25 protein-coding genes and 2 pseudogenes are annotated in these 25,893 nt (G+C 58.4%); 13 read left to right on the top strand and 14 right to left on the bottom strand.

The features are described 5' to 3' along the window. Nucleotides 1-659 precede the first annotated feature (659 nt). Nucleotides 660-1,100: an antitoxin Xre/MbcA/ParS toxin-binding domain-containing protein gene (locus NK8_RS36040; protein WP_213233410.1), complete on the top strand. Its 441-nt coding sequence runs from the start codon at nucleotides 660-662 to the stop codon at nucleotides 1,098-1,100. Continuing rightward, on the top strand, nucleotides 1,097-1,576 hold the full coding sequence (locus NK8_RS36035) for an RES family NAD+ phosphorylase (protein ID WP_213233409.1): 480 nt from the start codon (nucleotides 1,097-1,099) through the stop codon (nucleotides 1,574-1,576). The genes NK8_RS36040 and NK8_RS36035 overlap by 4 nt, the downstream gene beginning before the upstream one ends. 931 nt (nucleotides 1,577-2,507) lie before the next feature. On the opposite strand, the gene NK8_RS36030 is transcribed toward NK8_RS36035, so the two are convergent. From NK8_RS36030 to NK8_RS36000, 7 genes are all read right to left on the bottom strand, one after another. Then, nucleotides 2,508-2,930 carry a PIN domain-containing protein gene (locus NK8_RS36030; protein ID WP_213233408.1) on the bottom strand — a complete coding sequence of 141 codons (423 nt, stop codon included), beginning with the start codon at nucleotides 2,928-2,930 and terminating at the stop codon, nucleotides 2,508-2,510. Then, complete coding sequence (locus tag NK8_RS36025) at nucleotides 2,927-3,169, bottom strand: AbrB/MazE/SpoVT family DNA-binding domain-containing protein (RefSeq protein WP_213233407.1); 243 nt, start codon at nucleotides 3,167-3,169, stop codon at nucleotides 2,927-2,929. The genes NK8_RS36030 and NK8_RS36025 overlap by 4 nt, the downstream gene beginning before the upstream one ends. A gap of 965 nt (nucleotides 3,170-4,134) precedes the next feature. Continuing rightward, nucleotides 4,135-5,163 carry an alpha/beta fold hydrolase gene (locus NK8_RS36020; RefSeq protein ID WP_213233406.1) on the bottom strand — a complete coding sequence of 343 codons (1,029 nt, stop codon included), beginning with the start codon at nucleotides 5,161-5,163 and terminating at the stop codon, nucleotides 4,135-4,137. Nucleotides 5,164-5,186: 23 nt separating this feature from the next. After that, nucleotides 5,187-6,206, bottom strand: a complete 1,020-nt coding sequence (locus NK8_RS36015; protein WP_213233405.1) for a Gfo/Idh/MocA family protein — start codon at nucleotides 6,204-6,206, stop codon at nucleotides 5,187-5,189. A 25-nt stretch (nucleotides 6,207-6,231) separates the two neighbouring features. Continuing rightward, a complete protein-coding gene (locus tag NK8_RS36010; RefSeq protein ID WP_213233404.1) occupies nucleotides 6,232-7,062 on the bottom strand; it encodes a shikimate dehydrogenase in 831 nt (276 codons plus the stop codon). A gap of 216 nt (nucleotides 7,063-7,278) precedes the next feature. Further along, nucleotides 7,279-7,731 (bottom strand): cupin domain-containing protein, encoded by a 453-nt coding sequence (locus tag NK8_RS36005; RefSeq protein WP_213233403.1) that lies wholly within the window; start codon nucleotides 7,729-7,731, stop codon nucleotides 7,279-7,281. A 91-nt stretch (nucleotides 7,732-7,822) separates the two neighbouring features. Beyond that, nucleotides 7,823-9,256, bottom strand: a complete 1,434-nt coding sequence (locus tag NK8_RS36000) for an MFS transporter (protein ID WP_213233402.1) — start codon at nucleotides 9,254-9,256, stop codon at nucleotides 7,823-7,825. 84 nt (nucleotides 9,257-9,340) lie between these two features. On the opposite strand from NK8_RS36000, the gene NK8_RS35995 reads away from it, so the two are divergent. Beyond that, nucleotides 9,341-10,147, top strand: coding sequence for an IclR family transcriptional regulator (locus NK8_RS35995; protein WP_213233401.1), 807 nt, complete (start codon nucleotides 9,341-9,343; stop codon nucleotides 10,145-10,147). Between the two features lie 205 nt (nucleotides 10,148-10,352). Here NK8_RS35995 and NK8_RS35990 read toward each other — a convergent pair whose 3' ends face one another. Then, nucleotides 10,353-11,588: a porin gene (locus NK8_RS35990; RefSeq protein ID WP_213233400.1), complete on the bottom strand. Its 1,236-nt coding sequence runs from the start codon at nucleotides 11,586-11,588 to the stop codon at nucleotides 10,353-10,355. A 262-nt stretch (nucleotides 11,589-11,850) separates the two neighbouring features. Between NK8_RS35990 and NK8_RS35985 the strand changes: the two genes are divergently transcribed. Next, nucleotides 11,851-11,997, top strand: a complete 147-nt coding sequence (locus NK8_RS35985; protein WP_213233399.1) for a hypothetical protein — start codon at nucleotides 11,851-11,853, stop codon at nucleotides 11,995-11,997. Here the strand turns inward: NK8_RS35985 and NK8_RS35980 are convergent. After that, the gene (locus tag NK8_RS35980; protein WP_213233398.1) at nucleotides 11,994-13,427 is read right to left on the bottom strand and encodes an MFS transporter; all 1,434 of its coding nucleotides are present in this window, start codon (nucleotides 13,425-13,427) and stop codon (nucleotides 11,994-11,996) included. The genes NK8_RS35985 and NK8_RS35980 overlap by 4 nt on opposite strands. Nucleotides 13,428-13,905: 478 nt before the next feature. Here NK8_RS35980 and NK8_RS35975 point away from each other — a divergent pair, with 478 nt between their 5' ends. The 4 genes from NK8_RS35975 to NK8_RS35960 all read left to right on the top strand — a co-directional run bounded on the left by NK8_RS35975 (nucleotide 13,906) and on the right by NK8_RS35960 (nucleotide 18,016). After that, nucleotides 13,906-14,715, top strand: a complete 810-nt coding sequence (locus NK8_RS35975; RefSeq protein ID WP_225936560.1) for a 2-keto-4-pentenoate hydratase — start codon at nucleotides 13,906-13,908, stop codon at nucleotides 14,713-14,715. Nucleotides 14,716-14,727: 12 nt separating this feature from the next. After that, nucleotides 14,728-15,621, top strand: a complete 894-nt coding sequence (locus NK8_RS35970) for a fumarylacetoacetate hydrolase family protein (RefSeq protein ID WP_213233397.1) — start codon at nucleotides 14,728-14,730, stop codon at nucleotides 15,619-15,621. A gap of 30 nt (nucleotides 15,622-15,651) precedes the next feature. Continuing rightward, complete coding sequence (locus NK8_RS35965) at nucleotides 15,652-16,347, top strand: hypothetical protein (protein WP_213233396.1); 696 nt, start codon at nucleotides 15,652-15,654, stop codon at nucleotides 16,345-16,347. A gap of 97 nt (nucleotides 16,348-16,444) precedes the next feature. Next, nucleotides 16,445-18,016, top strand: a complete 1,572-nt coding sequence (locus NK8_RS35960) for a UxaA family hydrolase (RefSeq protein ID WP_213233395.1) — start codon at nucleotides 16,445-16,447, stop codon at nucleotides 18,014-18,016. Nucleotides 18,017-18,859: 843 nt separating this feature from the next. Here NK8_RS35960 and NK8_RS35955 read toward each other — a convergent pair. Both NK8_RS35955 and NK8_RS35950 read right to left on the bottom strand, forming a co-directional pair. Then, entirely contained in the window at nucleotides 18,860-19,702 is an 843-nt protein-coding gene (locus NK8_RS35955; RefSeq protein ID WP_213233394.1) for an RES family NAD+ phosphorylase, read from the bottom strand. Beyond that, nucleotides 19,695-20,336, bottom strand: a complete 642-nt coding sequence (locus NK8_RS35950) for a hypothetical protein (RefSeq protein WP_213233393.1) — start codon at nucleotides 20,334-20,336, stop codon at nucleotides 19,695-19,697. The genes NK8_RS35955 and NK8_RS35950 overlap by 8 nt, the downstream gene beginning before the upstream one ends. 380 nt (nucleotides 20,337-20,716) lie before the next feature. Between NK8_RS35950 and NK8_RS35945 the strand changes: the two genes are divergently transcribed. Beyond that, nucleotides 20,717-20,986 carry a CopG family ribbon-helix-helix protein gene (locus NK8_RS35945; protein ID WP_213233392.1) on the top strand — a complete coding sequence of 90 codons (270 nt, stop codon included), beginning with the start codon at nucleotides 20,717-20,719 and terminating at the stop codon, nucleotides 20,984-20,986. 38 nt (nucleotides 20,987-21,024) lie between these two features. After that, nucleotides 21,025-21,306, top strand: coding sequence for a type II toxin-antitoxin system RelE/ParE family toxin (locus NK8_RS35940; RefSeq protein WP_301549916.1), 282 nt, complete (start codon nucleotides 21,025-21,027; stop codon nucleotides 21,304-21,306). A 154-nt stretch (nucleotides 21,307-21,460) separates the two neighbouring features. Here NK8_RS35940 and NK8_RS35935 read toward each other — a convergent pair. The 3 genes and pseudogenes from NK8_RS35935 to NK8_RS35925 all read right to left on the bottom strand — a co-directional run. Continuing rightward, nucleotides 21,461-21,613, bottom strand: a pseudogene (locus NK8_RS35935) (IS701 family transposase); the annotation flags it as partial. Between the two features lie 76 nt (nucleotides 21,614-21,689). Beyond that, nucleotides 21,690-22,817 carry a VIT1/CCC1 transporter family protein gene (locus tag NK8_RS35930; protein ID WP_213233391.1) on the bottom strand — a complete coding sequence of 376 codons (1,128 nt, stop codon included), beginning with the start codon at nucleotides 22,815-22,817 and terminating at the stop codon, nucleotides 21,690-21,692. 248 nt (nucleotides 22,818-23,065) lie between these two features. Then, on the bottom strand, nucleotides 23,066-23,599 hold the full coding sequence (locus tag NK8_RS35925) for a cytochrome b (protein WP_213234026.1): 534 nt from the start codon (nucleotides 23,597-23,599) through the stop codon (nucleotides 23,066-23,068). Nucleotides 23,600-23,748: 149 nt separating this feature from the next. On the opposite strand from NK8_RS35925, the pseudogene NK8_RS35920 reads away from it, so the two are divergent. From NK8_RS35920 to NK8_RS43180, 3 genes and pseudogenes are all read left to right on the top strand, one after another. Continuing rightward, nucleotides 23,749-24,408 (top strand): annotated as a pseudogene (locus NK8_RS35920) (response regulator). Continuing rightward, the gene (locus NK8_RS35915; protein ID WP_225936559.1) at nucleotides 24,405-25,571 is read left to right on the top strand and encodes a histidine kinase dimerization/phospho-acceptor domain-containing protein; all 1,167 of its coding nucleotides are present in this window, start codon (nucleotides 24,405-24,407) and stop codon (nucleotides 25,569-25,571) included. The pseudogene NK8_RS35920 and the gene NK8_RS35915 overlap by 4 nt, the downstream one beginning before the upstream one ends. Beyond that, the gene (locus NK8_RS43180) at nucleotides 25,547-25,873 is read left to right on the top strand and encodes a HAMP domain-containing sensor histidine kinase (protein WP_301549915.1); all 327 of its coding nucleotides are present in this window, start codon (nucleotides 25,547-25,549) and stop codon (nucleotides 25,871-25,873) included. Before NK8_RS35915 ends, NK8_RS43180 begins: the two co-directional genes overlap by 25 nt. Nucleotides 25,874-25,893: the final 20 nt, after the last annotated feature.

Below are 25,893 nucleotides of genomic sequence, written 5' to 3'. Positions count from 1 at the left end.
CGACGGTTGATGAGCAAAAAGCGCATCTTTTGAGTTCAGGTACCACAGACGGGCCTCCGCTCGAAGTTGAAGCAGCCGGTCACGATCGGTTGATGACCCAAACTGCGTTGCGCGTAGGCCGTTCGGCTGCGTGGGGATAGTTCAATCAAATGTGGACCTTATTGAGGCGCGCGGCGAGTGCCGCGCGACCCCTTTGACTGAATCAATGGGTGAGAGCGAGTCCTCACCGAAGTAAATTCTTCGTCGCGCCTGCACTGCCGATAAGCAAACCTAGCAAAAAGCTCGAAACCGCAACGATGCCCAGCACGGCCAGCGGATTTTCGCCGGTCTGATCTCGAACCATATCCACCTTGCGCCCGCGAACTCTTGAGTGGTCCCGGCTACTGCCCGACGCTGCCTTTGATTTGGCTCATTGCGTCGCCGGCACCGCTGCCGGTGGCTTCCTGTACCTTGCCTGTCGCCTCGTTCAACATTCCTTTCGCCTCGGTCGTGTCTATTTTCAGTCTCCCAAAAGTTGTTAGCTCTGCGAGGTCTGTCACGCAACCGCCATACCTACGAATCGCACGCGACCTCGGTCAACTCGTTCTGCCCGGCGAAGTGCGCCAGCGCCCGACGCTGCCAATTTGGTGTAACATAGATGCCAAATGGCAGGAGGTGCTATGACCGTGACCAACAAAATTTCGGCAGATTCGTTGTTGGGCGGACGCTCGGTATTCCGCCGCGCTCCTCGATCGGGCCTCGAATGGGTGGATATCGTCCGTCACGGCATCTCCTCCCAGGCGCTCGACTCAATGCTCAAATCCATCGCGATTTCGCAGTCAGAACTGGCGCAGGCGCTCGATATTCCCGAGCGGACCTTGGCGCGGCGCAAGCGCGAAGGCGTTTTCAGCCGCGAGGAGTCGGCTAAGTTACTACGACTCGCGCGTGTCGCGGCGCGCGCGGCGGAAGTATTCGAAGATCTCGATCTGGCGATCGGGTGGCTCAAGATGCCGGCAGCGGCACTAGGCGATGCTACTCCGCTCAGTCTTCTCGATACGGACATTGGTGCCGATAGCGTGATGGATACGCTCGGGCGCATCGAGCATGGTGTTTTTGCATGACCTTGATGGCATGGCGGGTAGTGACAGAGCGGTATGCTGATAGCGCCTTTTCCGGCGAAGGTGCGCGCCTCTATGGTGGGCGGTGGAACCCGAAAGGGGTGGCGCTCGTATATACAGCACAGACACAATCGCTTGCGCTCCTCGAGATGCTCGTGCAGGACTCACCGCTACGGGCGCGGTATGTGATGATCCCGGCGCGAATTCCTGAGACCCTGATCGAGCGCGTCGATGCTGCGAATTTGCCGCGCGACTGGAGAGAGCTCAGTGCACGGACCGAGCTGCAACAGATTGGTGCTAAGTGGGCGCAGAAGCGAACGAGCGCGGTGCTTGCGGTGCCGAGCGCGGTCGTTCCTGCCGAAACTAACTATCTGCTCAACCCGAGTCATCCAGACTTTGCGCAAATCGCGATTGGGGCGCGCGATGAATGGGAAACTGACCCGCGGTTGTTGCGGCGCGCCGCTCGAAACGACTCATGACCACGTGTCGTCGCCACGCACCCGCATTTTGATTTTCGCAAACGGGCTTGAGCTAAAGTTTCGGCACCGCCGCCTGGGAGAACCGCCACGGGCGCTGAATTCTTGATTGCAACATATGACTGAGTAACATGCTCGGTCGTAATGCGAAGTACATTCTCGTACAAAATCTAGATCTGCCATACCGTCGACCACATCAGGCATAATCGACCCGAGACGTAGTATCGATATTGATTCCGTCGGCGCGGCGAGGGCGCCCGATGTCCCGATTTCCGTTGAGATCTCCAAGCTCATCGACCGGCGAACACGCGGACTATACAACTGGCAACGCGATCCTTGAAGATGTGATGAAGGACGACACCGCCGAGGCTCGGCTTCGTGGCATCGCCGCGGCGGCGCTCGCAGACAGTGCACGGATCGGCCGGGGCATACACGCAGACGCAAATCTTGCGCGCACGCTGTATGAACGGGCAGTGGATCTCGGCCACAAGGCTTCCGCACATAACTTGGGGTTGTATTGGGAGGGAACATGGGGCGCACCGGGCACGGGAGCGACGCTCAATCGTCAGAAGGCCATCCAGATGTATCGACGCGGAGGTAATGACGCAAGGTGCCTACGCCGACTTCAAGCGCTGCAATAGATCATTTGTCGTCCTCTCCTGTTCCCTCTGAACAAGAAGTAGAGGACGTCGGCAGCGCGCGTTTCGGGGAAGAAGGGTTTAGGAGATCGTGTAGCGAGCACCGCTCACTTCGCTCGAGTGTGCAGTAGCAGCGTTGACATGATGTTGCTCCTCTCGGCACACGAACATGTCTCGGCGCCCGTGAGTCGGTACCGAACATACGGGTTGCCCCGCACAAAACCTCTGTCGGTCCCCACTGCGTCCCCATGCAAGGAATGCTTTCCTCGATACCGATCGAACTCTGTTTGGTGTGTTCAAAGAAAGGGATTAATCACGGTCAGTCGGTCGAAAATGACTTGACCGTGGTGCGTGTCCTCGCTGTAGAGAACTTCGCAATCGTTGAGCAGCGCGAACGCGATAATGCAGGAGTCATAGAACCTAAATTCGTAGTGCGCTGCGACGCGTCGTGCTTCTTTGTGAACTTCGAGAGTCAGCGGCACGACTTCGCAAAGTACCTCGACATCTTCCAGAATACTCTCGATTTCCGGCCACGAAACGCCCATTTTCCGGCTCATCACGAGCGTGACCTCATTCATCATCTGAGTGCTGATGACTGGTTTCGACTTCTCGCCAGCCACTAACTCCTCAGCCTTGTCAGCCTTTGCAGCATCTTTAGAAAACAAATAGACGATGACATTGCTATCGACGGCAAATCGGTTTGGCGCCGCGACTGTCATTCGGAGCTATCCCGTTCACTGAGCGATTCCCGATCGAACTTGAAGTCCGCGGGGAGACGTCCCCGATATTGCCGCAGGCGCTCGATACGTTGTACAACGGTCGGCTTTCTCATCACCGAAAATGCGCCGGAGTTGTGAGCGTAAATCTCGATATCGTCTCCCTCCTTCAAGTCGAGGGCGTCGACGACGCTCGCAGGCAGTCGCACGGCAAGACTGTTACCCCATTTTGCGACCTGCATGATCAGCTCCTTGGATACACGTAGAGACGATTGTATATCCAGGCGCGTGTTTCCTCAAGTTAGACGATTTGTGTGGATCGCTGGGCGATCGATTGCCGTATGCCAACGCCACGCGCACCCAATGCCGTTCGACCGACGTGAACCTTGGCCAACTCGTCCAACTCAGCGAGGTCGATAGCCAAGAATTTCAGGGCCGCTTGCCTTCAAATATCGGATCAAACTTTGCCTTCCGCGGAGGCAGACTTCAAACCGCGCCGCGTAAAGTTGCGATCAATCATCGCTTGTCGTGCGCCCTAGCCTCAGATGGATTCATCTGTATCAAATCGCTGCGTCGAGCAAGTGGACTTGGGGTGGTCCCATGATTACAGCACCTACCCGGAGGGAATCGGCGCGGTCACGCTGACGAGGGGAGGAAGCGACGCTGCACTGGGCTTGATCCGGTTCGTCGACCCCCGAATGCGATCGCTGAACTACGGCATTAGCCCAATCGCGAGTTGCGTCCCGACAAAGGCGCCAATGGTATCCATCGACTGCTGCAACCCGAAGCACGCGCCGCGGATTGCCGGCGGCGTCACGCCCGACTTAGGCCGGAAACTGTCAGTTTGGGGGCTGAGACGTTGATGCAGAGGCGTCAACTAATTGCGAAAACGGCTCTGCTCTGACGCGTTTGACGCCCGCAGGGACGTCCAGTTGAAGTACGCTTCAACTGGACGTCCCGCAGGCTGACGAGGCAGCAGTCGGTCCACAAGCAGCCCGTCGAGGTCGCCGTTCGTCCGCCATAACTCAATGGCCGGTCCCGGGCGAGCAGATTCCGGGCGGCACTGCCCCAACTCGGCCATTTTGCGACGGTCGACGCTGCAACGAGAGGCCTACCGCAGCGACCGTTGTACTTTCCGCAGCGGACTTTCAAGTCCAACGAACGACGGCTCGGTTCGGATGAGGTCAGAGGTAGGTCCGTAGAGGCCTTACGCTCCGACTCTGCGCGGGGCCGTCCGTAGCAATTCATGCAGCTCGCGCTTATAGAACCGAGCGAGCCCATTGGTGCCGTGGCCGCACGTATCCTCGCTCGCAGCTATAAGAAACAGCCGTCCGTTGCGCACAAGCTGCATCGCGCGCTCCATCAAGCCAGTCTCCGGCGGATAGCGTTCGTCGTCGGCGGCGTTAATGGCGAGGACGGCAGCTTCAATGTCTTCCAGGCCTGGTGCCGGGTTATAGCCGCGTGCGGCACTCCACTGATATACGTAATCGTTGGCATCCAACGTGAACGGCTGGACCAATTTCGCATCCACGTGATTGTCGGCAAGCTCCATCGTCGGCGCTGCCTTTTGGCAGGCGAGCGTCCCGCCGTTAGTGGCCAGCGAAAAAAACGCGTTGAGAAGGCGCAACGAACTGGGCTGGCTCTTATAATTGCCGCCCCGGTACTCTGGGTCGTTTCGGACCATCTCAATGAGCATGCGGCGCAGCATCCAATTGCGGCCGGACATTTCCGTCGGTTGTGACGCCATTGGCACGAGCGCGTCCATAAAATCCGGATACCGCACGCCCCACATCCAAGCGTGCATGCCGCCCATCGAGTTACCGATCAACAGGCGCAAATGCCTGATGCTCAGGTGCTCCGTCAGTAGCCGGTGCTGTGCGAGGACCATGTCGTCATAGTTATAAGCCGGGAATCGGTTGCGCAGGCCATCGGACGGCTTGGACGATCCACCCGCTCCTAGGGCGTCCGGAAGGATGATGAAATACTTCGTTGTATCGAGCGGCTGCCCGGGGCCGAACAACTCTCCCGCGAATCCGGGTGTCAGCATGCTAGCCCCAGTGCCCGTCGTGCCGTGAAGGACAAGGACCGGCTCACTGGACGGGTCGCCAATGGTTCGGTAGTGTAGCCGAACCTCTGGCATCACCTCGCCGGTGTGGAAACGGAAATCTCGTGCGATCCAGTCCCCTTCGTACGGCGCAGGATAGTCGGCCGCATTGCAATGTGTGGTTTGCAGCATTAGCGTGCGATCCGACCGATGCGTCACTTCGAGATCGGCGCGAGGGTCTGAAGCGCGCCCCCTTGACGAGCTGACGCGTAGGCCGCGTCCATGACTTGCATCATGAGCTCTGCGTCGCGCAACGACGCGATTGGCGTTGCGCCAGTGCGGCATTCCGTGAGCACCCGCTTGACGAACAGCGGGTAGTAAATGTCAGTTTCGAGCTGGAGACGGCGGCTTCGGGTACCGGCAGAAGGGTTCTTTCTGTCCCGAATCTCGATCCGGTCGGGCCCGGATTTCGCGTACATACGATCGGATGCAAGCGTGAAGGAGAATTCGCGCTGCTCGTCTAGGGTACTGGGGAAGCTATATCCCGTTTCCACCAGGCCAATCACGCCGTCTTCGGTTTGCATGGTCAGCAGCGAATAGTCCTCAACGGCCCCTCGATGCGTTCTTGCGTTCATGGTGGCAGACACTCGGGCGACCTCCTTGCCAGTGAGCAATCTAAACAGGTCGATGAAGTGAGTCGCAACATTAATTGTCGATCCGCCTCCTGAATAGAGGGGATCGAGGGCCCAGCCGGCGCCGGCCGCCTCGTATCGATTGGGCGGCCCAACGATGAAACGGAACGACATGTAGTTGAAGTCAGACGGTATGCGGCCCTCCGCATCTTCGAGCGAACTGAGCAACTCGCTCATTCGGAAGATCAGTGGCACCGCGCAATAGAGATTCGCTTGCTCGGTGAGTTCGCGAAGTCGGGTAACCTGCGACATGTTGATGCCGCACGGTTTCTCAAGCGCGAACGGAATGTTACGCGCGATCACGGCCTCCGCGAGCGCCGGCATCTCAGAATGCCGTCCAAACACGAACGCGAAATCGACTTTTTCACGCTCAAGCAATTCATAGGCCGACGAGTACAGCTTGCTTCCGAATCGTGCGGCAATCGCCTCGCCCTTGACATGCTCCGCATCCGACACGGCGACCACTTGAATTCCGGGCGCTTCAAGCGCATCAAGATAGAGCGGGACATGCCAATGGCTGACCTCCAGCAAAGCAACTCTCATGCGTATTCTCCTTTGAAATACCTATTTATCGCGGATCCGGTGTTGATCGCCCCTCGGGGCGGTAATCGAATCCTAGAAACTTAAGTGCATAGACAGCCTGCCCTCGATGCATCGGGCCCCCGTCCTGTGTGCGGCAGCCGCGTGCCTGCGCGGCGCGTCGGAGCGGAGTTGGCTCCGACGCATTGATGATGTCGACGACGATCGCGCCAGGCGCGAGCCGCTCCGGATCGACCGGCATGGCATCACCCACTTTCATGCCAAGCGGCGTGGCATTGATGACGACCTCGAATCCTTGCGGATCGGGTGGCCCTGAACCTACGTCGCAGCCGGTCTCGGCAGCAACAGCTGCCGCGAGGTCGGTCGCCCGATGTTCATCGATATCGGAAATGGTTAGCCTGCTAGCACCTGCGGACGCGACCGCAAATGCAATTGCGCTTCCCGCGCCTCCTGAGCCGACGAGAAGCACAGACTTGTTCGCAGGATGGTTGCCTTCCCACTGCATTCCAAGAACGCATCCAACGCCATCGAATATCGCGCCAACCCAACGTCCATCCGCCTCGCACCGAATGACGTTGAGTGCGCCAACCTGACGAGCAGTTGAATCTAGCTCGTCGACAAATTCCAGCATCCGTTGCTTATGGGGCATGGTGACCAGCATTCCCGAGAGATTACCCGTCGCTCGCGCACCACTGACAAAGGCGTGAAGGTTTTGGGCCTTCACCCAGAATGGAACGCAAACTGCGTCCACGCGCTGTTCAGCAAAGAGTTGGTTCAACAATTGTGGCGACTTAGCTGCCGTCAGTGGATCGCCCACTAACCCATAGAGCCGAGTTGTTCCGGTGATATGTGGATCCATTGCTGCGTGGCCTTCGATGGTGGCTGATGGCGCAGTCGTGCCTGACTGCTCGGAAATGTGGCGCCTAAGGGCGTGTCGGATAGAGTAGTAAGCCACTTTGATGACGAGTACCGCATCTCTTTTACGCGATCCGTTGATTGCGGTTTTGGACCATTCACGACGGTCGGATGCGCTGGGAGCACGCTATGTCATAAAAGCGGCAAATGGCTGTGACAGTCACTTCCAGGGCGCTGGGGGTACCTCAAGATCCCAAGTCCCGTAGACGGCAGGCTCGTTGATCTCGATAACCTCGAGGTCGTCGGAGCGCCACATCACGTTATGCGGTACCCCAGCAGGCTGCGACAAGCCGTCGCCTGCGCTAAGCGTCACGTCGCCCTCCACTCCTGCGAAACGGAACGTCACGGATCCGCGCAGCACATAAAGGTAATGCCCCGTCATGTCGTGCCAGTGCCAGCCAGTAGGATCGGTGAACGGCTTCAGCGCACGGATGTGCTTCGCCCCAACACGACCGTTGGTTACCGCTGCGAGTCCCAGGTCGCGATACTCAGAATCGGCGCGCAGGCCCTCCTGGTTCCAGGGATTCTCGACCGCGGTGATGCGCGCAAACGCACTTAGAGAACGCGCGAGCTCGCGCGGGCCGTCGTAACGGGGTGTGTCTTCGTTATGCATGTGCATTTCCTATCTGCGTGTCAGTGAAGTCGCAAGTGCCGCGAGCGCATTGTTTCTTCGGTGATGCCTAGTTGCACCGAGCCGGGAACGGCTACGAACGAACCTGATTTCCGAGATGTTGCGCATCGGCAGTTTTGATTGATCCAGTCATCGCTTCGCCCCTCAAGCGCTCGTACTCGGCTTTGGGGACCGGGATCGCCTTGCGGTCGCCAAGGTCGTTGAGGCGCATGCGGTAAGTTTCCCGCGTCGTGAAAGCGGCGAATGCAGCCACAAGGCAGATGCCCAACGTTAGCGAGCCGATTTTCAGCGGAATGTTGGCGGTGCCGGGAGGCGCGACCGCTACGAAGAGTGTGGGCGTCAGTGCTGCGAGCGTCGTCCCAACGTTTTGTCCGATGGCCATTCCTGTCACGCGCACTCGCGTGCGGAAGAGTTCTGGAAAAAGGCTCGGAAACACACCATTGAAGCCTTGGTAGGCGATGCCCCACATCAGCACGGAAAGAACCATTGTGAGCCAGAGACTATGGATGCTGATGGCGTACAGATATCCGAAAGAGAGCACCCCGGCGCTGAGCACGCCGGCAAGAACTGGCGGCCGGCGGCCGATTTTGTCAGAGAGGTTGCCGACGAGGGGAATCAGTATGACCGAGCAAATGTTTCCAAGAACCGGAATCCAAAGAAAGACGCCCACAGGAAAGCCGATTCCGTAGGCCGGCTGGACTGCGTATGCCGCGCCGAACACCGTAGCAAGAAGCGCGATGACCGCGACGAGCGCCATGCAAATGACGCGCAAGACATCGTCCCAACTCTGTCGGAGGACCTCCACGACTGGTGACGAAGGTACTTCGCCGTGAGCCTGCTCCTCAGAGAAGGCAGGGGTTTCGTCAACCTGACGGCGAATAATGAAACCCATGACGATAACGACAAAGCTAAGGAGAAATGGGATCCGCCATCCCCAGGAGGCGAAGTGTTCTTTCGACATGAAATGCGCGAGCGGCAAGAAGACCGCCGCTGCCAGCAGCTGTCCGGCTTGCACCCCTTGGAGGGTGAAGCTTGCAAAGTAGCCGCGCCGACCGAACGGTGCGTGCTCAAGAATCATGGAGCTGGCACCGGAAACCTCTCCTGCAACGGCGAACCCTTGAATGAGCCGAAGGGTGACCAGCATCACGGGCGCCCAGAGGCCGACCTGCTGATACGTGGGCAAGAGTCCCACACCCATCGTCGAAATACCCATTAATAACATGCAGAAAATCAGCACCGTCTTCCGGCCGTGCCGGTCGCCGACGTGGCCGAGCACCATCGCGCCTATTGGTCGGGCGACGTAACCAACGCCAAAGGTCGCCAGTGATGCGATGATGGCAACCGTCGGGTTCCCCGCGGGGAAGAAGAGTTGCGGGAAGAGCAACGACGCTGCGGTCGCATAAATAAAGAAGTCGTAGTACTCAAGCGCTGAGCCAATCCAGCCGCTAGCTGCGGCTATCCTGGACTGGCGCTGACGATCAGCCTCAACCGGGGTGCTAACGTTCATACTTGTCTCCGTCGTAGATTGACTTTTCGATGCCATCCTTTATAGTTGTAACATCGTTCCAGTAAGAACTATATTACGCACATTATGAGAGTTGTCAAGGGAGCAGTTGACCGATCGCTTCAAGCGATCGAGTTGCTCGCACGTGAGGCGCGCTGGATGCGAATGTCCGATATCGCCGCTGAACTCGAGCTTGAGAAAGGGCCTGCCCATCGAGTGCTTGCGCAGCTTTGCGAGCAAGGTTGGGCTGAGCAAGATGAGCAGACTTCGCAGTACCGCTTGACATTAAAGCTGTCTTTACTCGGTCAGCGATACCTGTACGGACTTGGATTACCGGGCCTAGTGCAGCCAATCCTCGATGAAGTCGCAGCTCAGTGCCATGAACTGGTGCGACTGACAGTGGTGAATGAAGGGACGCTCGCCTGGTTCGCTGCGTCTCAAGGCGCGGCGCCTGGGCTGATGTATTCGCCGTCCATGCATAGTCCTATCGCCTTGCACGCCACGTCGGTCGGAAAGGTATGGCTGGCGTCAATGTCGAACGACGACGCAGTCGGCGTCGCATTGCGTGGCGGGCTTGGCCGGCCCAACGGCGCAGGTACATCGAAGGCGATCAATAGCGTTGAGCGCTTGATACCAGAGCTCGAACTGACAAGGCAACGCGGATATGGTCTGGTCGTGGAGGAGGCGGAGCCAGGTGTGGTCGCGATGGCTGTGACCGTGCGTTCGTTGATTGACGGGGCGGTAGTCGGGACGATGAGTATCGCTGGGCCGGTCTTGCGCATACCGCCAGAGCGTTACGACGCCTTTCATGCGTTACTGCGCGAATCGTCCACGAAACTGGGAGCGGTCTGGCCGCGACAGAGCATCGATAGGGACGTCAACCAGGCGGCTTGAAGATGCCGAATTCATCCGACATGTGTCAGTAGGTAATCCTGTGCAGAGAGGGGCAGGAAACGGGCAACGCATGAGAAGCCCGCTGCGGGCTCCTCCTGCGTAACGGGCTTGCAGATATCCAGGGATGGTTAGCCCCCGGTTACACGGTGGACCAACAGTCGCCGGCCTCCTTTGGACGTCGCGATTAAGAAAAACTTCCGCCGGCTTAGAAGCGGTGAACAATGCCTACGCCTGCTGCGAACATACTGCGCGATGACGACGGAGTTGACTGGAAGCCGTCGCCTACCGTCGCAGTTGCGTCGATCTGACGGTTGACCGCGCCGGCTGCCGTGAATGTCGGTGTACCGAGCGTGCGGCCGTTCGCGCGTTGGAAGGCTTCCAATGCGTAGAAGCCGGTACGTTTCGACAACGCGTAGTACTGGGACAGATTGAACTGGTGGTAGGACGCTGCGTTGTCGATGCCGTTCGCCTTGCTCGCCCACGTGTAGCTGTAGCCGGCAGCAAAGTCCCATGCCGTCGTAGCCTTCCAGTGCAGCACGGTGCCAGCGGTATTAAAGACTTGCTCATCGGTGAACTTGGACAACACTCCCGGGATGTACTGAACGTTTGTGTACGTCGCCGAGAGATCCCACGCGCTGTTAAATACGTAGCCTAGGCCGAGCGCGAAGCGATTTTGCGCCTGCGCGCCTTGATAGCCGTTCGTTACCGCCGACACGCCCGACTGGCCAGCCGAGTTCATGGTCGAATCCGCGCCGTAGACGCCGCCGCCGACAGTCGAGTTGTTTAAGCGCATGAAGGCAACGGTAGCACCGACAGAGCCTTGCTGATACTGGATCGCAGCCGACCACGTTGAGCCGCGGTATGCGCTGTCGGGCACGCCTGCGAGCGAGTACGAGCCGCTGACCGTCACGCCGTAGAACTGCGGCGACGTATAGACGATCGAGTTATTCGCGCGGTAGATTGTGTCCAGCGCGTCCACATCGCCCGGATGCGCGCCGAAGTAGCCGGTCAGCCAGTTCGTCGGGCTGTACGGCGCCATCAGCGTGTAGTACGACGTGTACTGGCGACCTAACGTGAACGTACCGAAATTCTGGTTCGTCAGACCGATCCAAGCTTGACGGCCGAACATCGCGTTCGTGTATTGCTGCGCGCCGTTGTTGATGTTGAAGCCCGATTCCAACTGGAAAATGGCCTTGGTGCCGCCGCCCAGATCCTCGCCGCCCTTCAGCCCGAAACGGCTGCCCGCCCAGATGCCCGACGCCGTCTTGACGTTCGAGCGGCCGCCACTCGTAGAACCGAGCGAGGTCTGACTGCTTTGATAGACGATCGAATCATCGACGATGCCGTACAGCGTGACACTGCTTTGTGCGAACGCCGGCGCAGCGGCTGAGCATGCCGTTGCCGCGACGACGACGGCCTTGGTCACGTGAAAAGTCCTCATTGCGTCTCCTATTGTGAATAAAGCGAGTTACGTCTGTTTAACGAGGTCGGCACCGACGCCGTAAGCGCGCTCTTAATGGTCGCCGGTTCCGTCTCCATTGCATCAAAGCCGATTTGCCAACCTGAACATCTCTGGGTATTGGACTTGCTAATGACCTCGGACACGCGTTAAGCCAATACACTGACTAACCGAGAACGTTAGTATTCCTGAGATACTGCTATCGATTTGCGGGGCAATCGCGCGATCCAAGCTACGCTCATCGATGACCGATCCCCCGGCGTGCGACGAGGCGATGAATTTGCGCACCTTCGAACCGGCGTCCAGCGCCGACGTTCCGGTGTTCATCGACGGCGAGTTCTTGTTCTTGCTAGCAGCGGTTGCGCCGGGCGGGCGGCCGGCGGCGGCTTAAGAGCGGACTTTGTGGACAAACCCCGATTCAGCGCCATTCTTGCTCGTCGCGCCCATCGATTGTCTGCGCAGGCGTTCATATTCGGCCTTTGGCACAGGAATAGCGTTGGGGTCGCCGAGATCGTCGAGGCGGAGGCGGTAAGTTTCCCGAGTAGTGAATGCGGCAAACGCGGCAACGAGACAAATGCCGAATGTGAGGAAACCGATCTTCAAGGGGATGTTGGTGGACCCAGGGGGCGCGACAGCGACAAAAAGTGCGGGGATCACCGCCGACAAAGTCGTCCCGACATTCTGTCCGATGGCCATTCCCGTCACGCGCACCCGCGGTCGGAAGAGTTCTGGGAACAGGCTGGGGAACACTCCGTTGAAGCCCTGGTAGGCAATGCCCCACATGAGCGCTGAGAAAATTAGCGAGAGCCAGAGGTTGTGAATGCTGATCGCGTAGAGGAAGCCGAAGGAAAACAGGCCGGCGCTTAAGGCGCCGACAAGTACTGGCGGCCTTCGGCCAATCTTGTCTGAAAGACTGCCAACGAAGGGAATCAGTATGACCGAGCAGACGTTACCGAGAACCGGAATCCAGAGATAGACTCCGGCAGGAAAGCCGATGCCGTAGGCTGGCTGTACCGCGTACGTAGTGCCGAACACCGTGGCGAGAAATACGACGACGGCGGTGAGCGCCATGCAAACGACGCGCAAAACATCGCCCCAATTCTGTCGCAGGACTTCGGCGACGGGTGAGCCGGGAACCTGACCGTGAGCCCGCTCCTGGGCAAAAGTCGGGGTTTCGCGAACCTGGCGGCGGATGATGTAACCAACAATGATAACGACAACGCTGAACAGGAACGGAATGCGCCAGCCCCAGGAAGCGAATTGGTCTTTTGGCATGAAATGCGCGAGGGGCAGGAAGACCCCAAACGCCAGGAGCTGCCCAGCTTGAGACCCTTGGATGGTAAAGCTTGTGAAGTAGCCGCGTCGACCAAACGGTGCGTGTTCAAGAATCATGGAGCTGGCACCGGAAAGCTCTCCTGCAACGGCGAACCCTTGAACGAGCCGGAGAATGACGAGCATCACCGGCGCCCAGACGCCGACCTGCTGATACGTGGGCAAGAGTCCCACGCCCATCGTCGAAATACCCATTAGGAACATGCAGAAAATCAACACCGTCTTCCGACCGTGGCGATCGCCGACGTGGCCGAGCACCATAGCGCCTACTGGACGGGCGACATAGCCAACACCGAACGTCGCCAGTGACGCGATGATCGCCACTGTGGAATTTCCAGCGGGGAAGAAAAGCTGCGGAAAGACCAATGACGCTGCAGTCGCGTAGATGAGGAAGTCGTAATACTCAAGTGCTGACCCAATCCAGCCGCTGGCCGCTGCAATTTTTGACTGGCGCTCCCGACGCGGCTGGGCAGAGGTGCTTCGATCCATAACTCGTCTCCGTTTCAGATTGACTTTCCGGCACATACTCTCTATTGTTGTAACATCGTTCCATCAAGAACAATGTTATCAACACCATGAAACTTGTCAAGGCAGCAGCTAACCGGTCGCTCGGGAGCATCGAAGCTCTCGCACGTAAGGCGCCTCATGCGCGAACGTCCTTCATCGGCGCCGAGCTCAACCCGGAGAACGGCCCACCCCGTCGCGTGTCTACTCAGCTGTGCGAAGAAGGACGGGCCGAAGAGGAGAAACACGCAATGCCATACCGTCCGCCTCGGAAGCTTTCCTCGCTCAGTCAGCAGCACTTGCGTGGGCTCGGCTTAAGGGGGCAGGTGCCGCCGGTCTTCGAACAGGTGGCGGCGCAGTGCCGGCAACGGGTTCGCCTAACCGTCGTATGCGACGAGGCGGCTTCGAAGCTAGGCGCGGTATGCCCGCGTCAGAGCGTTGGGGCTAACGTCAGGGAGGCGGCATGACGATGACAGTTGCAACACAGGTCACAGAGACTATCGTCGGTCGGCGCGAACGGGCGGCGGGTATCCTTGTGACAGCGCGCCAAAAAAACGCGCTCGTCGAGCGTCTCCCCTCCGAAGTGCTGCCTGCGACCCTCGATGAAGGTTTCGCAATCCAGCAAGAGGTCAGTGCTCAGCTTGGTCGGCGAACCGGCGCATGGAAATGCGCGCTTCCACAGACTGGCAAGGTCATCGCCGCGCCCATCTATGAAGCTGAGATATATCGGAACGATGTATGCCGCATGATCGGTCCTCCGCGTGCCTCCGTGCGTGCGGAACCGGAACTGGCTTGCGTACTGAACCGCGATCTTCCCCCACGGCGCGACGCTTATAGCGAAGCCGAAGTGCTCGACGCGCTTGGGCAAACGTATCTCGCGCTCGAATTGTTGGGCAGCCGCTACTCGCATCCCGAATCGCTCACGTTCGCTGAACTGCTGGCAGACGGACTTTTCAATGCCGGGCTTGTCATTGGACCCCGCGTTAATTTGCGCGAAGGCGCGACACCGGCCGATTTACCCGTTGAACTCACCGTTAGTTGGACCCGCGCCGGAGAACAACCGGTCACGTTCGCTGGCCGCCATCCTGATTGCAGCGTGCTGGCGCCGATCGTGTGGCTCACCAATTTCCTCCGTGTTCGCGGTGTTGGACTCCACGCGGGTCAGGCCGTCATCACCGGGTCGTACACGGGAGCGCTGGAACTGCCAGTTGGTTGCGAGCTACGTGTTGGTTTCGGCGACCTCGGCACATTGCCGATTACTTTTTTGTCTTGATAGGAGTACTAGATGCGTCTCGTCCGTTTCGGCCAGCCTGGTCATGAGCACCCCGGTATCATCGATTCGAGCGGCGCGATCCGCGATCTGACCGGCATCGTGAACGACATTGATGGAACGACTGTTTCGCCAAGCGCGCTTGCAAAACTAAGTAAACTTGATTTAGATCGTCTTCCCGTCGTTGCAGCTGGCACACGCCTCGGCGCTTGCGTCGGCAATATACGTAATCTCGTGTGCATTGGGCTGAATTACTCCGATCATGCTGAGGAAACCGACACGCCGATCCCGCAAGAACCTGTCGTGTTTAACAAGCATACGGGTTCAATCAGCGGCCCCAACGATCCGGTCGTTTTGCCCGCAGACGCGGAGAAGTTGGATTGGGAGGTCGAACTCGGCGCGGTAATCGGCAAGCCGGCGTGGCAAATCGACGAAGCCGACGCGCTTAACCATGTGGCGGGTTACTGCCTCGCGAATGATGTCTCGGAACGCGCGTATCAGCTCGAACGTGAAGGCCAGTGGACCAAAGGCAAAAGCGGATTTTCGTTCGCTCCGCTTGGACCGTGGCTGGTAACGCGTGACGAAATTCCCGACCCGCAGGTCCTGGACCTGTGGCTCGACGTCAATGGCACGCGTCGTCAGACCGGCAACACACGGACGATGATCTTCAACGTCGCGCATATCGTGGCGTATCTCAGCCGCTTCATGCCTTTGATGGCTGGCGACGTGATCATTACGGGAACCCCTCCCGGTGTAGGTCTCGGTCAGAAACCGCCCGTCTTCCTGAAAGCAGGCGACACGATGACGCTCGGCGGCAGCGGACTCGGAACGCAGGCCCAAAACGTTGTGCCGTACGTGGAGACTCTCGGCGCAGCCTGGGGCCGCAGCGAATACCCATCGGCACTTTAAGCACGATCGATTTTGTTAAATGGAGGAAATATGAGCCTTGCTGGAACGGGCGTTGTCGCAATCTGGCATGACCTGCTGGCGGAAGCGAAAGATGAATTCTACGAGTGGCACAACCGCGAGCACATGCCCGAACGTACCGGCATCCCTGGGTTTAGCCGCGGTCGGCGCTTCATAGCCCTGGATGCAGGCCCCGAGTACTTCAATTTGTACGAGGCCGACACGGTTGAGGTGCTTGGCGCGCAAGACTACCTTGCTCGGCTAAATGCGCCGACGCCGTGGACCAAGGAGGTTGTCGCCTCTTTCCGGAGCGTCGCGCGCTCAATCTGTCACGTCGCCTACTCGGACGGCGTCGGCCAAGGTGCCTATGTCATCACTGCGCGCTTCGACGTGCCTTTGGATGCGGGGGCTCAGGTAGTGGAGGGCTTGCGTCAGCGCGTGCTGCCGCCGCTCGTGGATTTGCCAGGTATCACTGGCGTGCATCTGTGTCTTGCCGACAAAGCAATCAGCAAGGTAGAAACCGCGGAGAAGAAGGCGCGCGCAGAAGGAACTCAGGTACCGACCTGGATTGTGTTAGTTGAAGGGTGCCGGGCGGACTATGTCCGTTCAGCGGTCGACCGCTTCGTTTCTGGACTGGCGGCGTTGCCTGAGGCGCGGGCAACAACGCCGGATACGACGCTTTATCAACTCGAGTACACGCGTTGCAAAACGCCTTGGAGCGCTGGCTGAGTGCTTGAGTATCGTCCCATCACCGCTTCCGGCCGTCCGCGCGAATCCAAAGTGGTCACGCGCGGCCGGCCTTTCCTGAAAAAGTAGGAGTAGTGCCATGTCGTTGAATAGTGCCGACACATTAAAGCCATCCACCGCGTCGATGTCGGTTCGTGTGATAAGGCTCAATCCTGCCGACGACGTCGTGATCGCGCTCGAACAGCTCGTTGCCGGCACGGTGCTCGACGAAGAAGCGGTGACGGTGTCGGGACTGATTCCGCCCGGTCACAAAGTAGCGACGCGGGACATCGGTCAGGGCGAGGCGGTGCACCGCTACGGCCAAGTGATCGGCTTCGCGAGTCAGCCCATCCGCGCAGGGCAGCACGTACACACCCATAATCTCGCGATGGGCGACTTTGCGCGGGATTATGCATTTGGTCAGGGGGCGCGTCCGACGGTACGGTCGGACGAGCCCGCAACCTTTCAGGGCATTATCCGCTCAGACGGTCGTGTCGCCACACGCAACTACATCGGGATTCTCACCTCGGTCAATTGCTCCGCCACCGTTGCACGGGCCATTGCGGATCATTTTCGCCGTGACATCCATCCCGAAGAACTGGCGGCATTCCCGAATGTCGATGGTGTCGTCGCCCTTACCCATGGCTCCGGTTGTGCCATCGACTCTGAAGGCGATGGTCTTGCGATGCTGCAGCGCACGCTTGGGGGGTATGCTTGCCATCCGAACTTCGCAAGTATACTGGTAGTCGGTCTCGGTTGTGAAACGAATCAGATCTCGCGACTTTTTAAGACGCAGGGACTTCGAGAACACGACCGCTTGCGGACGTTCACGATCCAAGATAGCGGTGGTACCACGCAGACGATCGCGAAAGGTATCGAACTGGTGCGGCGCATGTTGCCCGACGCAAACAATGTGAGGCGCGAGCCGGTCAGCGCAAGTCATCTCAAGGTCGGTCTCCAATGTGGAGGATCTGACGGATACTCTGGCATCACGGCAAATCCAGTGCTGGGGGCTGCTGTTGATCTGTTGGTGCAACACGGTGGCACTGCGATTCTCTCGGAGACGCCTGAGATTTACGGCGCCGAGCACCTACTAACGCGCCGCGCCGAAACGCGAGAGGTGGGTCGGAAGCTCGTTGATCGAATTAACTGGTGGGAAGCCTATGCGCACCGACTAGGCGCGCAAATGAACAACAATCCGTCTGCAGGCAATAAGGCCGGCGGTTTGACGACCGTTCTTGAAAAATCGCTGGGAGGCATCGCGAAAGCCGGTTCGACCAATCTGACCGAAGTGTACGAGTACGCCCAGCCGGTCACGGCACGCGGCCTTGTCTTCATGGACACGCCAGGCTATGACCCTGTGTCGGCAACGGGCCAGGTAGCAGGCGGTGCGAACCTTATCTGCTTTACAACGGGACGTGGTTCAGCTTACGGCTGCTCGCCCGCGCCCTCCGTCAAACTTGCGACCAACACAGCACTTTGGCAACGACAGGCCGACGATATGGACTTGAACTGCGGAGAAGTGTTGGAAGGACGAGCGACGATTGAACAACTGGGACAAGTGCTCTTCGAATTGCTACTCGATGTCGCCTCAGGTACCCGTTCTCGCAGTGAGCTGCATGGCTACGGACAAAACGAATTCGTACCTTGGCAGATCAGCGCAATCATGTGAGCACAGAATCGGTATCTTTTGACGGTGCCACGGGCTGAGCATGTAGCGGTCTTCGCCGTAGGCCCGGTCCAATGGGGTGCGTCGATGCGAGGGAGCGCGGTTGGATGGCGGCTATGCATCGGACATGTGCCGTCGGACAGTCGCCGGCTCGAAAGTCTGCTTCGGGGTCGAGAAGACTCATTCGCGCATGCCGACGTGCGGTTCAGCGGTGCAAGCCGGCGAATGACCGCAAACGGACTGGGTGCATCCACACAGTCCGTAACCAGCGAAGGTCCGCAATGGCCGACAAGGCGTCGACACCTTTGTTGCGCCTCAGCTTAGGCGCTCTTAGGGCATGCCACGAATTAACGCGCTCGAGCTGGCACAACGAGGATCCCAGGATAGGCGACGTGTCGAGGGCGATAGCGTCGCTGGCGGATGCCTGGGGAATTCAGTCAACTAAGGTTAGCGGCGCACGCCGGCGTTCGAGCGGTGCTGATTTAAGCGTATTGGAAGCTCGCTGCCAAGTTTTGTGCAATCGGTTAATGCCTCGTCGCGCACGGTTACACCGCCATTCAGCTAGCCTTTGCGAGCGGCCGAACACCAGGGTCGGCCAACTCAATCATATCCAGCAGCGAAGAAGCAGCGGCTAGCTGTGCTGGTAGGAGGTGTCGCGTCTCCAGAAGCCGAGCGACGCGACGCCGCCAGTAGAAGAGCGAAAGACTCGGTTCGGGTCGGCGACGTCCATCGAAATGACGCTGCGCAGATGCACTAGATCAGCGTCAGTCAGCAATAGTTCATAAGCGCTAGGGGCAGGGAGGCGGTCCGGTTCCATGACTAGATATCGGCGTTGGAGCGAACTTCTTAAGCATTCGCCGATACGAACTCCACCGCTTCCGCGTGAGGGTGTGACGAGGGGAAGTCGTATCTTGAACGCGCTTTTGCTGAACAGTCGCAGCTCGGTGGCGAGTGCGTAGAGCCTGAAGATCTCCGGACCCTCACTCGCCAATCCAGGCCTGGACCATTCGATAACGGCCTCTCGACTAGATTTACGCCCAGTTCCAAAGCAAGGGAAAGGATTAAGCTGTAGAGGTTCAGATCGCCCGTCAAATGGGTAGGTCCATCGAGATGCGTAAGATCTTCGACGCGAGCCCGATCGCCAAAAATGATCAAGGCGAGTTTCCGGTCATGCTGACGTGAGACCCAACAGAGTCCGTCGATATCCGGACACTGGTCATGCAGTGCTGCGCCCCAGCTACGGGTGTACGGGTAGCAATCTGCTTCCGTATCGATCAGCTGCGAGCGCTCGATGCCGAGCTTGCGCAGGGGAACGTTGCTCAGGTCCGCCAAAATAAGGTCGCGCCGCGGAGCAAGCACGGTGTGTCGCTGCGTCTCGAGCTTCGGCTTCTCGTAGGTTTTCAGGCCCGGAGCATAGGGAACGTCATGGAAGACAGTTTCCATTGCAGCGCACTCGACCGTGGTGCCCCCGTAGAGTGTTGGAATAGGGTGTCCCGCGCTGGTTTTGATGGGGCTGAACCGAGCGTTTCCTTTGATGCCGGGATTGAAGGCGTTGCCCGCATACTGCCGATGATGCACGCGATGGATCAGTCGAAAGGTGTTCCATCGCGTGCGCTTGACCAAGACATTCAGATCATCAGGTGGCGACGGCAAGAAGCGTCCTGACGTCGCCGTGACAACTTCATCCATGTACGACGCCCTCGACCTCAGCCTCCGCCGCTTCGATCACGCGTTTCGGATCAGACTGCAATACGTCCAGCGGGCGGGCGCCCCCTAGATAGCTGTTGACCGATGCGAACCAAAAGGCGAGCGCCCAGCCGTCCTTGCTGTTGCCAAAAGCCTTCAGCACGTCTGTCATCGCGCGCCGGGGTCGATATTTCCTGTCGGGATCCAGGCCGTAGGCGGGGAAGTGATCCTTTCCATTGATGTCAACGGCGAAGACCATGCCGTCGTGTTTCCAGCGATTCGGCTGTTGGCTTGGGTTGCTGCCGCTCAGTTCTGCCAGTTGAGCAATCTGTGCCGCTGTCAGCCAGTCACTGGCCTCCAGAACGCGCTTCATCCCAGCCTTGCGCATCGCCGCTTCCCGAAGCGTATGCTCGGGCACCGGAACGACGGGCGTGACGGCCCGCAGCAACAGCTTCAGTTGTTCTTCGCCTTGCTCGTTGAAAAGCGCGTCTGCGAGCGGACCTAGCCGTTGGATTGCCTCAGCAAGCGCCGCCGCCCGGTCAACAGGCCCACGAATGGAAAACTGATAATCTCGATCACGTACATGTCCGGCGACTGGCAAACCTACCGTCTTGCCGGGGCTGCAGCGATTCGCCAAAGGTTCAGTGTCTGCTTAGAGCCGGGACCGAGTCGACCCAAACATCCGGGTCAGGCGCGTCCTCGTTGCCGTCGGACTCCCCGGTCGCGCCTTCGATTTATGGGAGTTGTCTACCACGTGGTAGAACAACCGCCGTTTTGCTCCATCCATCGTCAGGTCGCCATCTTGGCAAAGCCCCGCGTCGCTTTGCAGGCATACATGCCATGGCCGACGCATCGCGCAAGTTAAGCATTTTGCGAAAAGTTGATAGAAACAGTTACGTTAAATTTGACAAGTTGAGGGTTACATCCGACCTAACTCTGACGATGCGGTCGCCCGTGCAGCCTACAGATTATTGTTTTACAATAAATTCTATTGCTGATGATAATTGAGGCCAAATCATGGTTGCTGAGACTCGCACGCTAACGGCGCAGGTGCCGATTGAGTTGGCTCAGGAAGTGGATGCCCTGTCTGAGTTGCTCGAGCGACCTCGTCAATGGATCGTCAAGAAAGCATTAGTTCAGTTTCTTGCACGTGAAGCGGAGAAGCGCCGTTTGATTCAAGAAGGTTTAGACGACGTAAGCGCCGGACGAATGGTATCAATGGAACAAGCCCGCGCTTGGGCCAACAGTATTGGAACGGACGAAGAACAACCGGTGCCCAAAGCGTGACCGTTAAAGTACTTCCAACCAGTAAAGCGATGTCCGACATGGCGCTGATCGTTGAACACGTAAAGAAATTCAATGATGGCGCGACGGCGCGTCGGATCGTCAACGCGCTGTTCGACGAAGCGGAGCGCCTAGGACAAGATCATTTCCATCGTCTCGGGGAAGAGCTTGACGGTTATGACGGGCCGCCGGCGCGAGAAGTGCACCGCGGGGTCTGCCTCGCTGGTCGATACGAGTTGCATTACGAAGTCCTACCCGCTTACGCTGAAGAACCGAGCACGATTGCTATTTTGCGGGTGTGGGACACTCGCCAAGACCGATAGCAACTGGCAGCATCGCGTCCACCTAAGAGCCTTGCCAATGCCGCCCTAGTCTTACTGTGTCATTAAATATGTCGAGGCAGAACTGCAGAATGGGCATCGCTGGAGCCGCTTAGCGACGTGCGCAGCGATGCACCAGCGCAGCGTGGCGATCGAGTCAGCCACGTGGCGCTGCGCGCGCTGGGGAGCCGCGTGGCACGTAGTCCGAGGGTAAGCCAGATGTGTCGCGGATCGCAGCGTTTTTTTTACTACCTCCCTGAATGAGGCGCTGAGCAACGAGGAAGCCGTAAGCGGCAATGCATAGCGATGCCTAGAGCTTATGACCCAACGTGGCATAGAGTCGCGACGTTGAAAAAGTAAAGCGCAGCAGACAAGCATGGGACACCTTATGAGACAACTGCTACTCCGAGGACTCTGCCAACGCCGAATGTAAACGCGGCTGCCGCCAGGCCAACGAGTATTTGCCGAACCGCTGAGAATCCAGCACTGCGACCGTTGAACAGCGAGGTGAAGACTCCGATGGCCGCCAGTGCGAGCATGCTGAAACCGATGCACTCGACGATTGCCGTTCCACCTGTCGACCAAAGGAACGGCATGGCGGGGAAAATGGCGCCGATGGCAAACAGGCAAAACGAGACGCCGGCAGCGGACCACGGATTGCCGCCTAGTTCAGCCGGGTCCAGTCCCAGTTCCTCGCGCACCAGCGCGTCCAATGCCTTGTCCTTGTCCTGCATGATTTGTGAGGCGACACGCGTGGCCTCTTCCGCGCTCAACCCTTTCGCTTTGTAGATGAGTGCAAGCTCGTACTCTTCTGATTCTGGACTATGTTCGAGTTCGCTTTCTTCCTTTGAGACCTGCGCCTGTGCCAGTTCGCGTGCGTTGGTGACAGACAGCCATTCGCCCAAGGCCATCGAGCAGGCGCCGGCGATCAATCCGGCGAGCGCCGTAAGCAAGATAGCCTTGTTGTCGCTCCCGGCACCCGCCACACCCATAATCAAGCAAAAGTTCGAGACGAGTCCGTCGTTCGCGCCTAGTACGGCCGCACGCAGGTCATTACCAGATGCGACGCCGCGATGCCATGACTCCGCTTGTGCGATATCCGCTCCTTGCTGAGCGGCAGGCTTCCCCGCGTTCGCCATCTTTTGCACGACGCTCGCGTGGTGTTGTTCGTCCTCAGACATGCGCGCAGTATCCGGGTTGCCAGCGTACTTGTTCCGGTCGGCGAACTCGGCTGCAGCGATCGACGGAAGAACCAGGCGTGGCCCCGCGAGATGGACGAGCGCCTTCATCAAGAGTGTTTTGGCATTGAACCTGGAAGGCGTAGGCCGTCCATTTGCTTTTAGCTTGTCCGCCCACACACGGGCATGCATGCGTTCGGACGCCGCGAGTTCGCTGAACACCTGTTTGCGTGCATTGTCTAACTCTACTCGTGACAAGGTCTCGTAGATGGCGGCACTGTGAAGTTCGTCTGCGAGATGTGCTTGAAATTTTCTGAGCTCTTGTGCTGAAGCCATTTTGTTCTCCCCTCGAGCTGACCGCGAATGATCCATTCGAGTCAGGTGGATTAGACGTTGCGAGGTTGCTCCGATCTCAAATGAGAATGAAAACACTTCTACATCTGCTTGCTCTAATGGTTATCCGACGGCAAGATGCACGAACGGGCGACCGTTGCTCGACTGATCGCCCGTTCGTAAAATGCTGTTGCTACTTTTAACCAGAGTGTATGCGTAAAGGCTCCGTCTTATCGACGCGTGCTTTTGACTCAGAGCATGCGCTGCAGAACCGAGTCTCGAAGCACGAAGCGGTGGAACAGCGCTGCAGCAACGTGTAGCGCAATTAAGGCAAGCAACACCCATGCGAGCACGCTGTGGATATTGCCCAGTGTCATACCAACGGAAGACCCCTTCGACGCGAGGGCTGGATACGGCACGATTCCCAGAAGATTGACCATCCATCCCCGCGCGGACGCATTGGCCCATCCCGCCAGCGGAACCACGATAAGCAAAAGGTACAAAAGCAGGTGAGTCGCTTTCGACACCAGAGCCAACGCAGGTGCCAGTTCAGCCGGTTTCGGCGTGTGCGTGATGCGCCAAATAATCCGGATCAACATGACCGCAACGATCGCAGCTCCCACGCTCAGATGCCAGGCGATTTCACCCGACGGCAACGTGTCGCGGTGCACATCGGGCATGGTCCACCCAATGACGAACTGAGCAAGGATAAGGCTTGCGATGAGCCAGTGGAGCACGCGGGCGACCGGGCCATGAACGTAACTTTGCGAACGATTCTCAACCACGTTGAGTCCGCCTTCTGAAGAGAACGAAGTTTGCAATGTTAGCGAGCTTCACCTGAAGGGAACCTTAAAGCAAACTGCGTTCCTCGCGAGCATCGGATGCGCATAGACTACGGGCACTTCAATGACGTAGTCTACCGTCTGGATATCCTATGCGAATCTTATTAGTCGAAGATGATGCTCGATTGGTAAAGGCCTTGAGGTCGGTCTGCGCAATGCATCGTTCGCGGTCGACTGGGCGAAGGATGGCCAGCATGCCAAGCTCGCACTAGCAACGACGCGCTAAGACATGGTGGTGCTCGATCTCGGCCTGCCGGGCATGTCCGGTATGAGTTTGCTCGCTCATCTGCGTGCGCAGGGGAATCCGGTCCCGGTTCTTGTGGTTACCGCCAAGGACACGACGGCCGACCGAATTGCGGGCCTTGATGCGGGGGCCGATGACTACCTTGGCAAACCGTTCGACCTGGGAGAGGTGGTGTCACGCTGCCGCGCGCTCGTGCGACGGTCCCAGAATCGCGCGAGTGAGCCACTCGTTCGGGGGCGATCTCGTCGTGAATCCGGTGTTGATGACCGTGACGAAGAGCAAGGCGCACGTCCAGCTTACCTCGCGCGAATTTGGCGTGCTGGTGCATCTCCTCTCTCATGTAGGGGAGCCGCAGCGGAAGTCCAAAATCGAAGAGAGCATCTATGGGTGGGATGAAGAGATCGAGAGCAACGCCATCGAAGTGCATGTCTCGACTCTGAGGAAGAAGATTGGGCCGGAAGCAATCAAGACGATTCGTGGCGTAGGTTACGTGATGGAGACGCCATGAGGCAAAGCCAACCCTCCATCCGTAGTCGCCTCATGTGGCTAGTTCTCTTGAGTGTCGGGTTGTCGTGGCTCGCGATGTTCGCATGGAGCTTCTACGCCGCGCGTCACGAAGTCACGCAGTGGGACGAAACCCGGCTGATTCAGCTGGTTCCCCTGCTTGCTCGATTGGATGCTGCCGATCTCCAACAGCTTGCAGAGCACGGAATCGACGCCTGTAACGAAATTGCTCATGATTCTCATTCTGTTAATTACGATTCGGACTATGGTGACCGCTTCGTGCGTTTTCACGTAGTTCACCACAATTGGGGAACCATTGCGCGGAGCAGCGATTTCCCGGTCGTCGATTTCATGGCTTATTCTCGCTACGTCGTCACCAAGGTGGATACGGAAAGCGGCAGGTGGCTCCTGTACACGGCGCGGGATTCCGAAAGTAGACGCACGATTTGCCTCATGGAGCCTGCGAACGAGCACAGCGACCTGGTAAGCGGTGTTGCTGCTCGTGCACGACCAGTGCTTCTGACTCTGCCGGTCTTGATGGCGCTCGTCTGGTTCAGCATCGGAATTGGCATGCGCCCGCTCGCATCGATTTCCAGAGAGGTGCAGGCGCGCGACGGCCACAATCTTCGGCCGATTGAAATGTCGAAGTCGCCACGCGAATTGCATGTAGCCGTGACCGCAACGAACGGCCTCCTTGAGCGCCTACGGCTTTCGCTCGCGCGAGAGCGTACGTTCACAGCTGATGCCGCGCATGAACTCAAGACGCCGCTCGCAGCAATCAAGGTCCAGGCACAAGTGGCGATGGGTTCGTCTGACGCGTCTCAGCAGCGGCAGGCGCTAGAGTGCGTTGTCATGGGGGTAGACCGTAGTGCGCATCTGGTCGAGCAACTTCTGCTGCTCGCACGACTTGATGAGGAAGCTGGAGTCAAACCGTCACGTTTCGCGCTGCGCGAGGTGATTTTCGAGTCGATAGCATTCAGGCGCCATCTTGCGAATGAGAAGTCTATAAGCCTTCGAATCACAGGCGACGGTCGAGCTGACATACATTCAGATAAGGTTCTCGTGCGCGTACTTGTCGACAATCTCCTGGACAATGCGATCAAGTACGGAAAGACCGCGGGCACCGTCGACTTCAACTGCATATGGGTCTCGAGGCTGTTCGCTTGACCGTCCGCGACGATGGGCCCGGGGTCAGTCCTGAAGAAATGGGCCGTCTTTCGGACCGATTCTTCAGGGGCTCTTCGGCGACCACAAGTGGTAGCGGCTTGGGGTTATCTATTGTCGCGCGTATTGCCGCTCGATGCGGTGGCGAGATGAGGTTCGAAACGGGTCTGAAAGGTCAAGGACTTGGCGTCAGCGTAGCGTTCTTTGCCGATAGACACGGCACTCCGCCAAAGAGCGATCGGAGCGGCTCGCGTCTCATAACGCCCGGGTGCCCGCAGTCTGACCATCGCCTCGAGCATGGATGAGAAACGCTTTTCGCGACAAG

Source organism: Caballeronia sp. NK8 (assembly GCF_018408855.1).
Classification (GTDB): Bacteria; Pseudomonadota; Gammaproteobacteria; order Burkholderiales; family Burkholderiaceae; genus Caballeronia.
The sequence above is the reverse complement of the archived record's forward strand: the minus strand, read 5'-3'. Positions and strand labels throughout refer to the sequence as shown.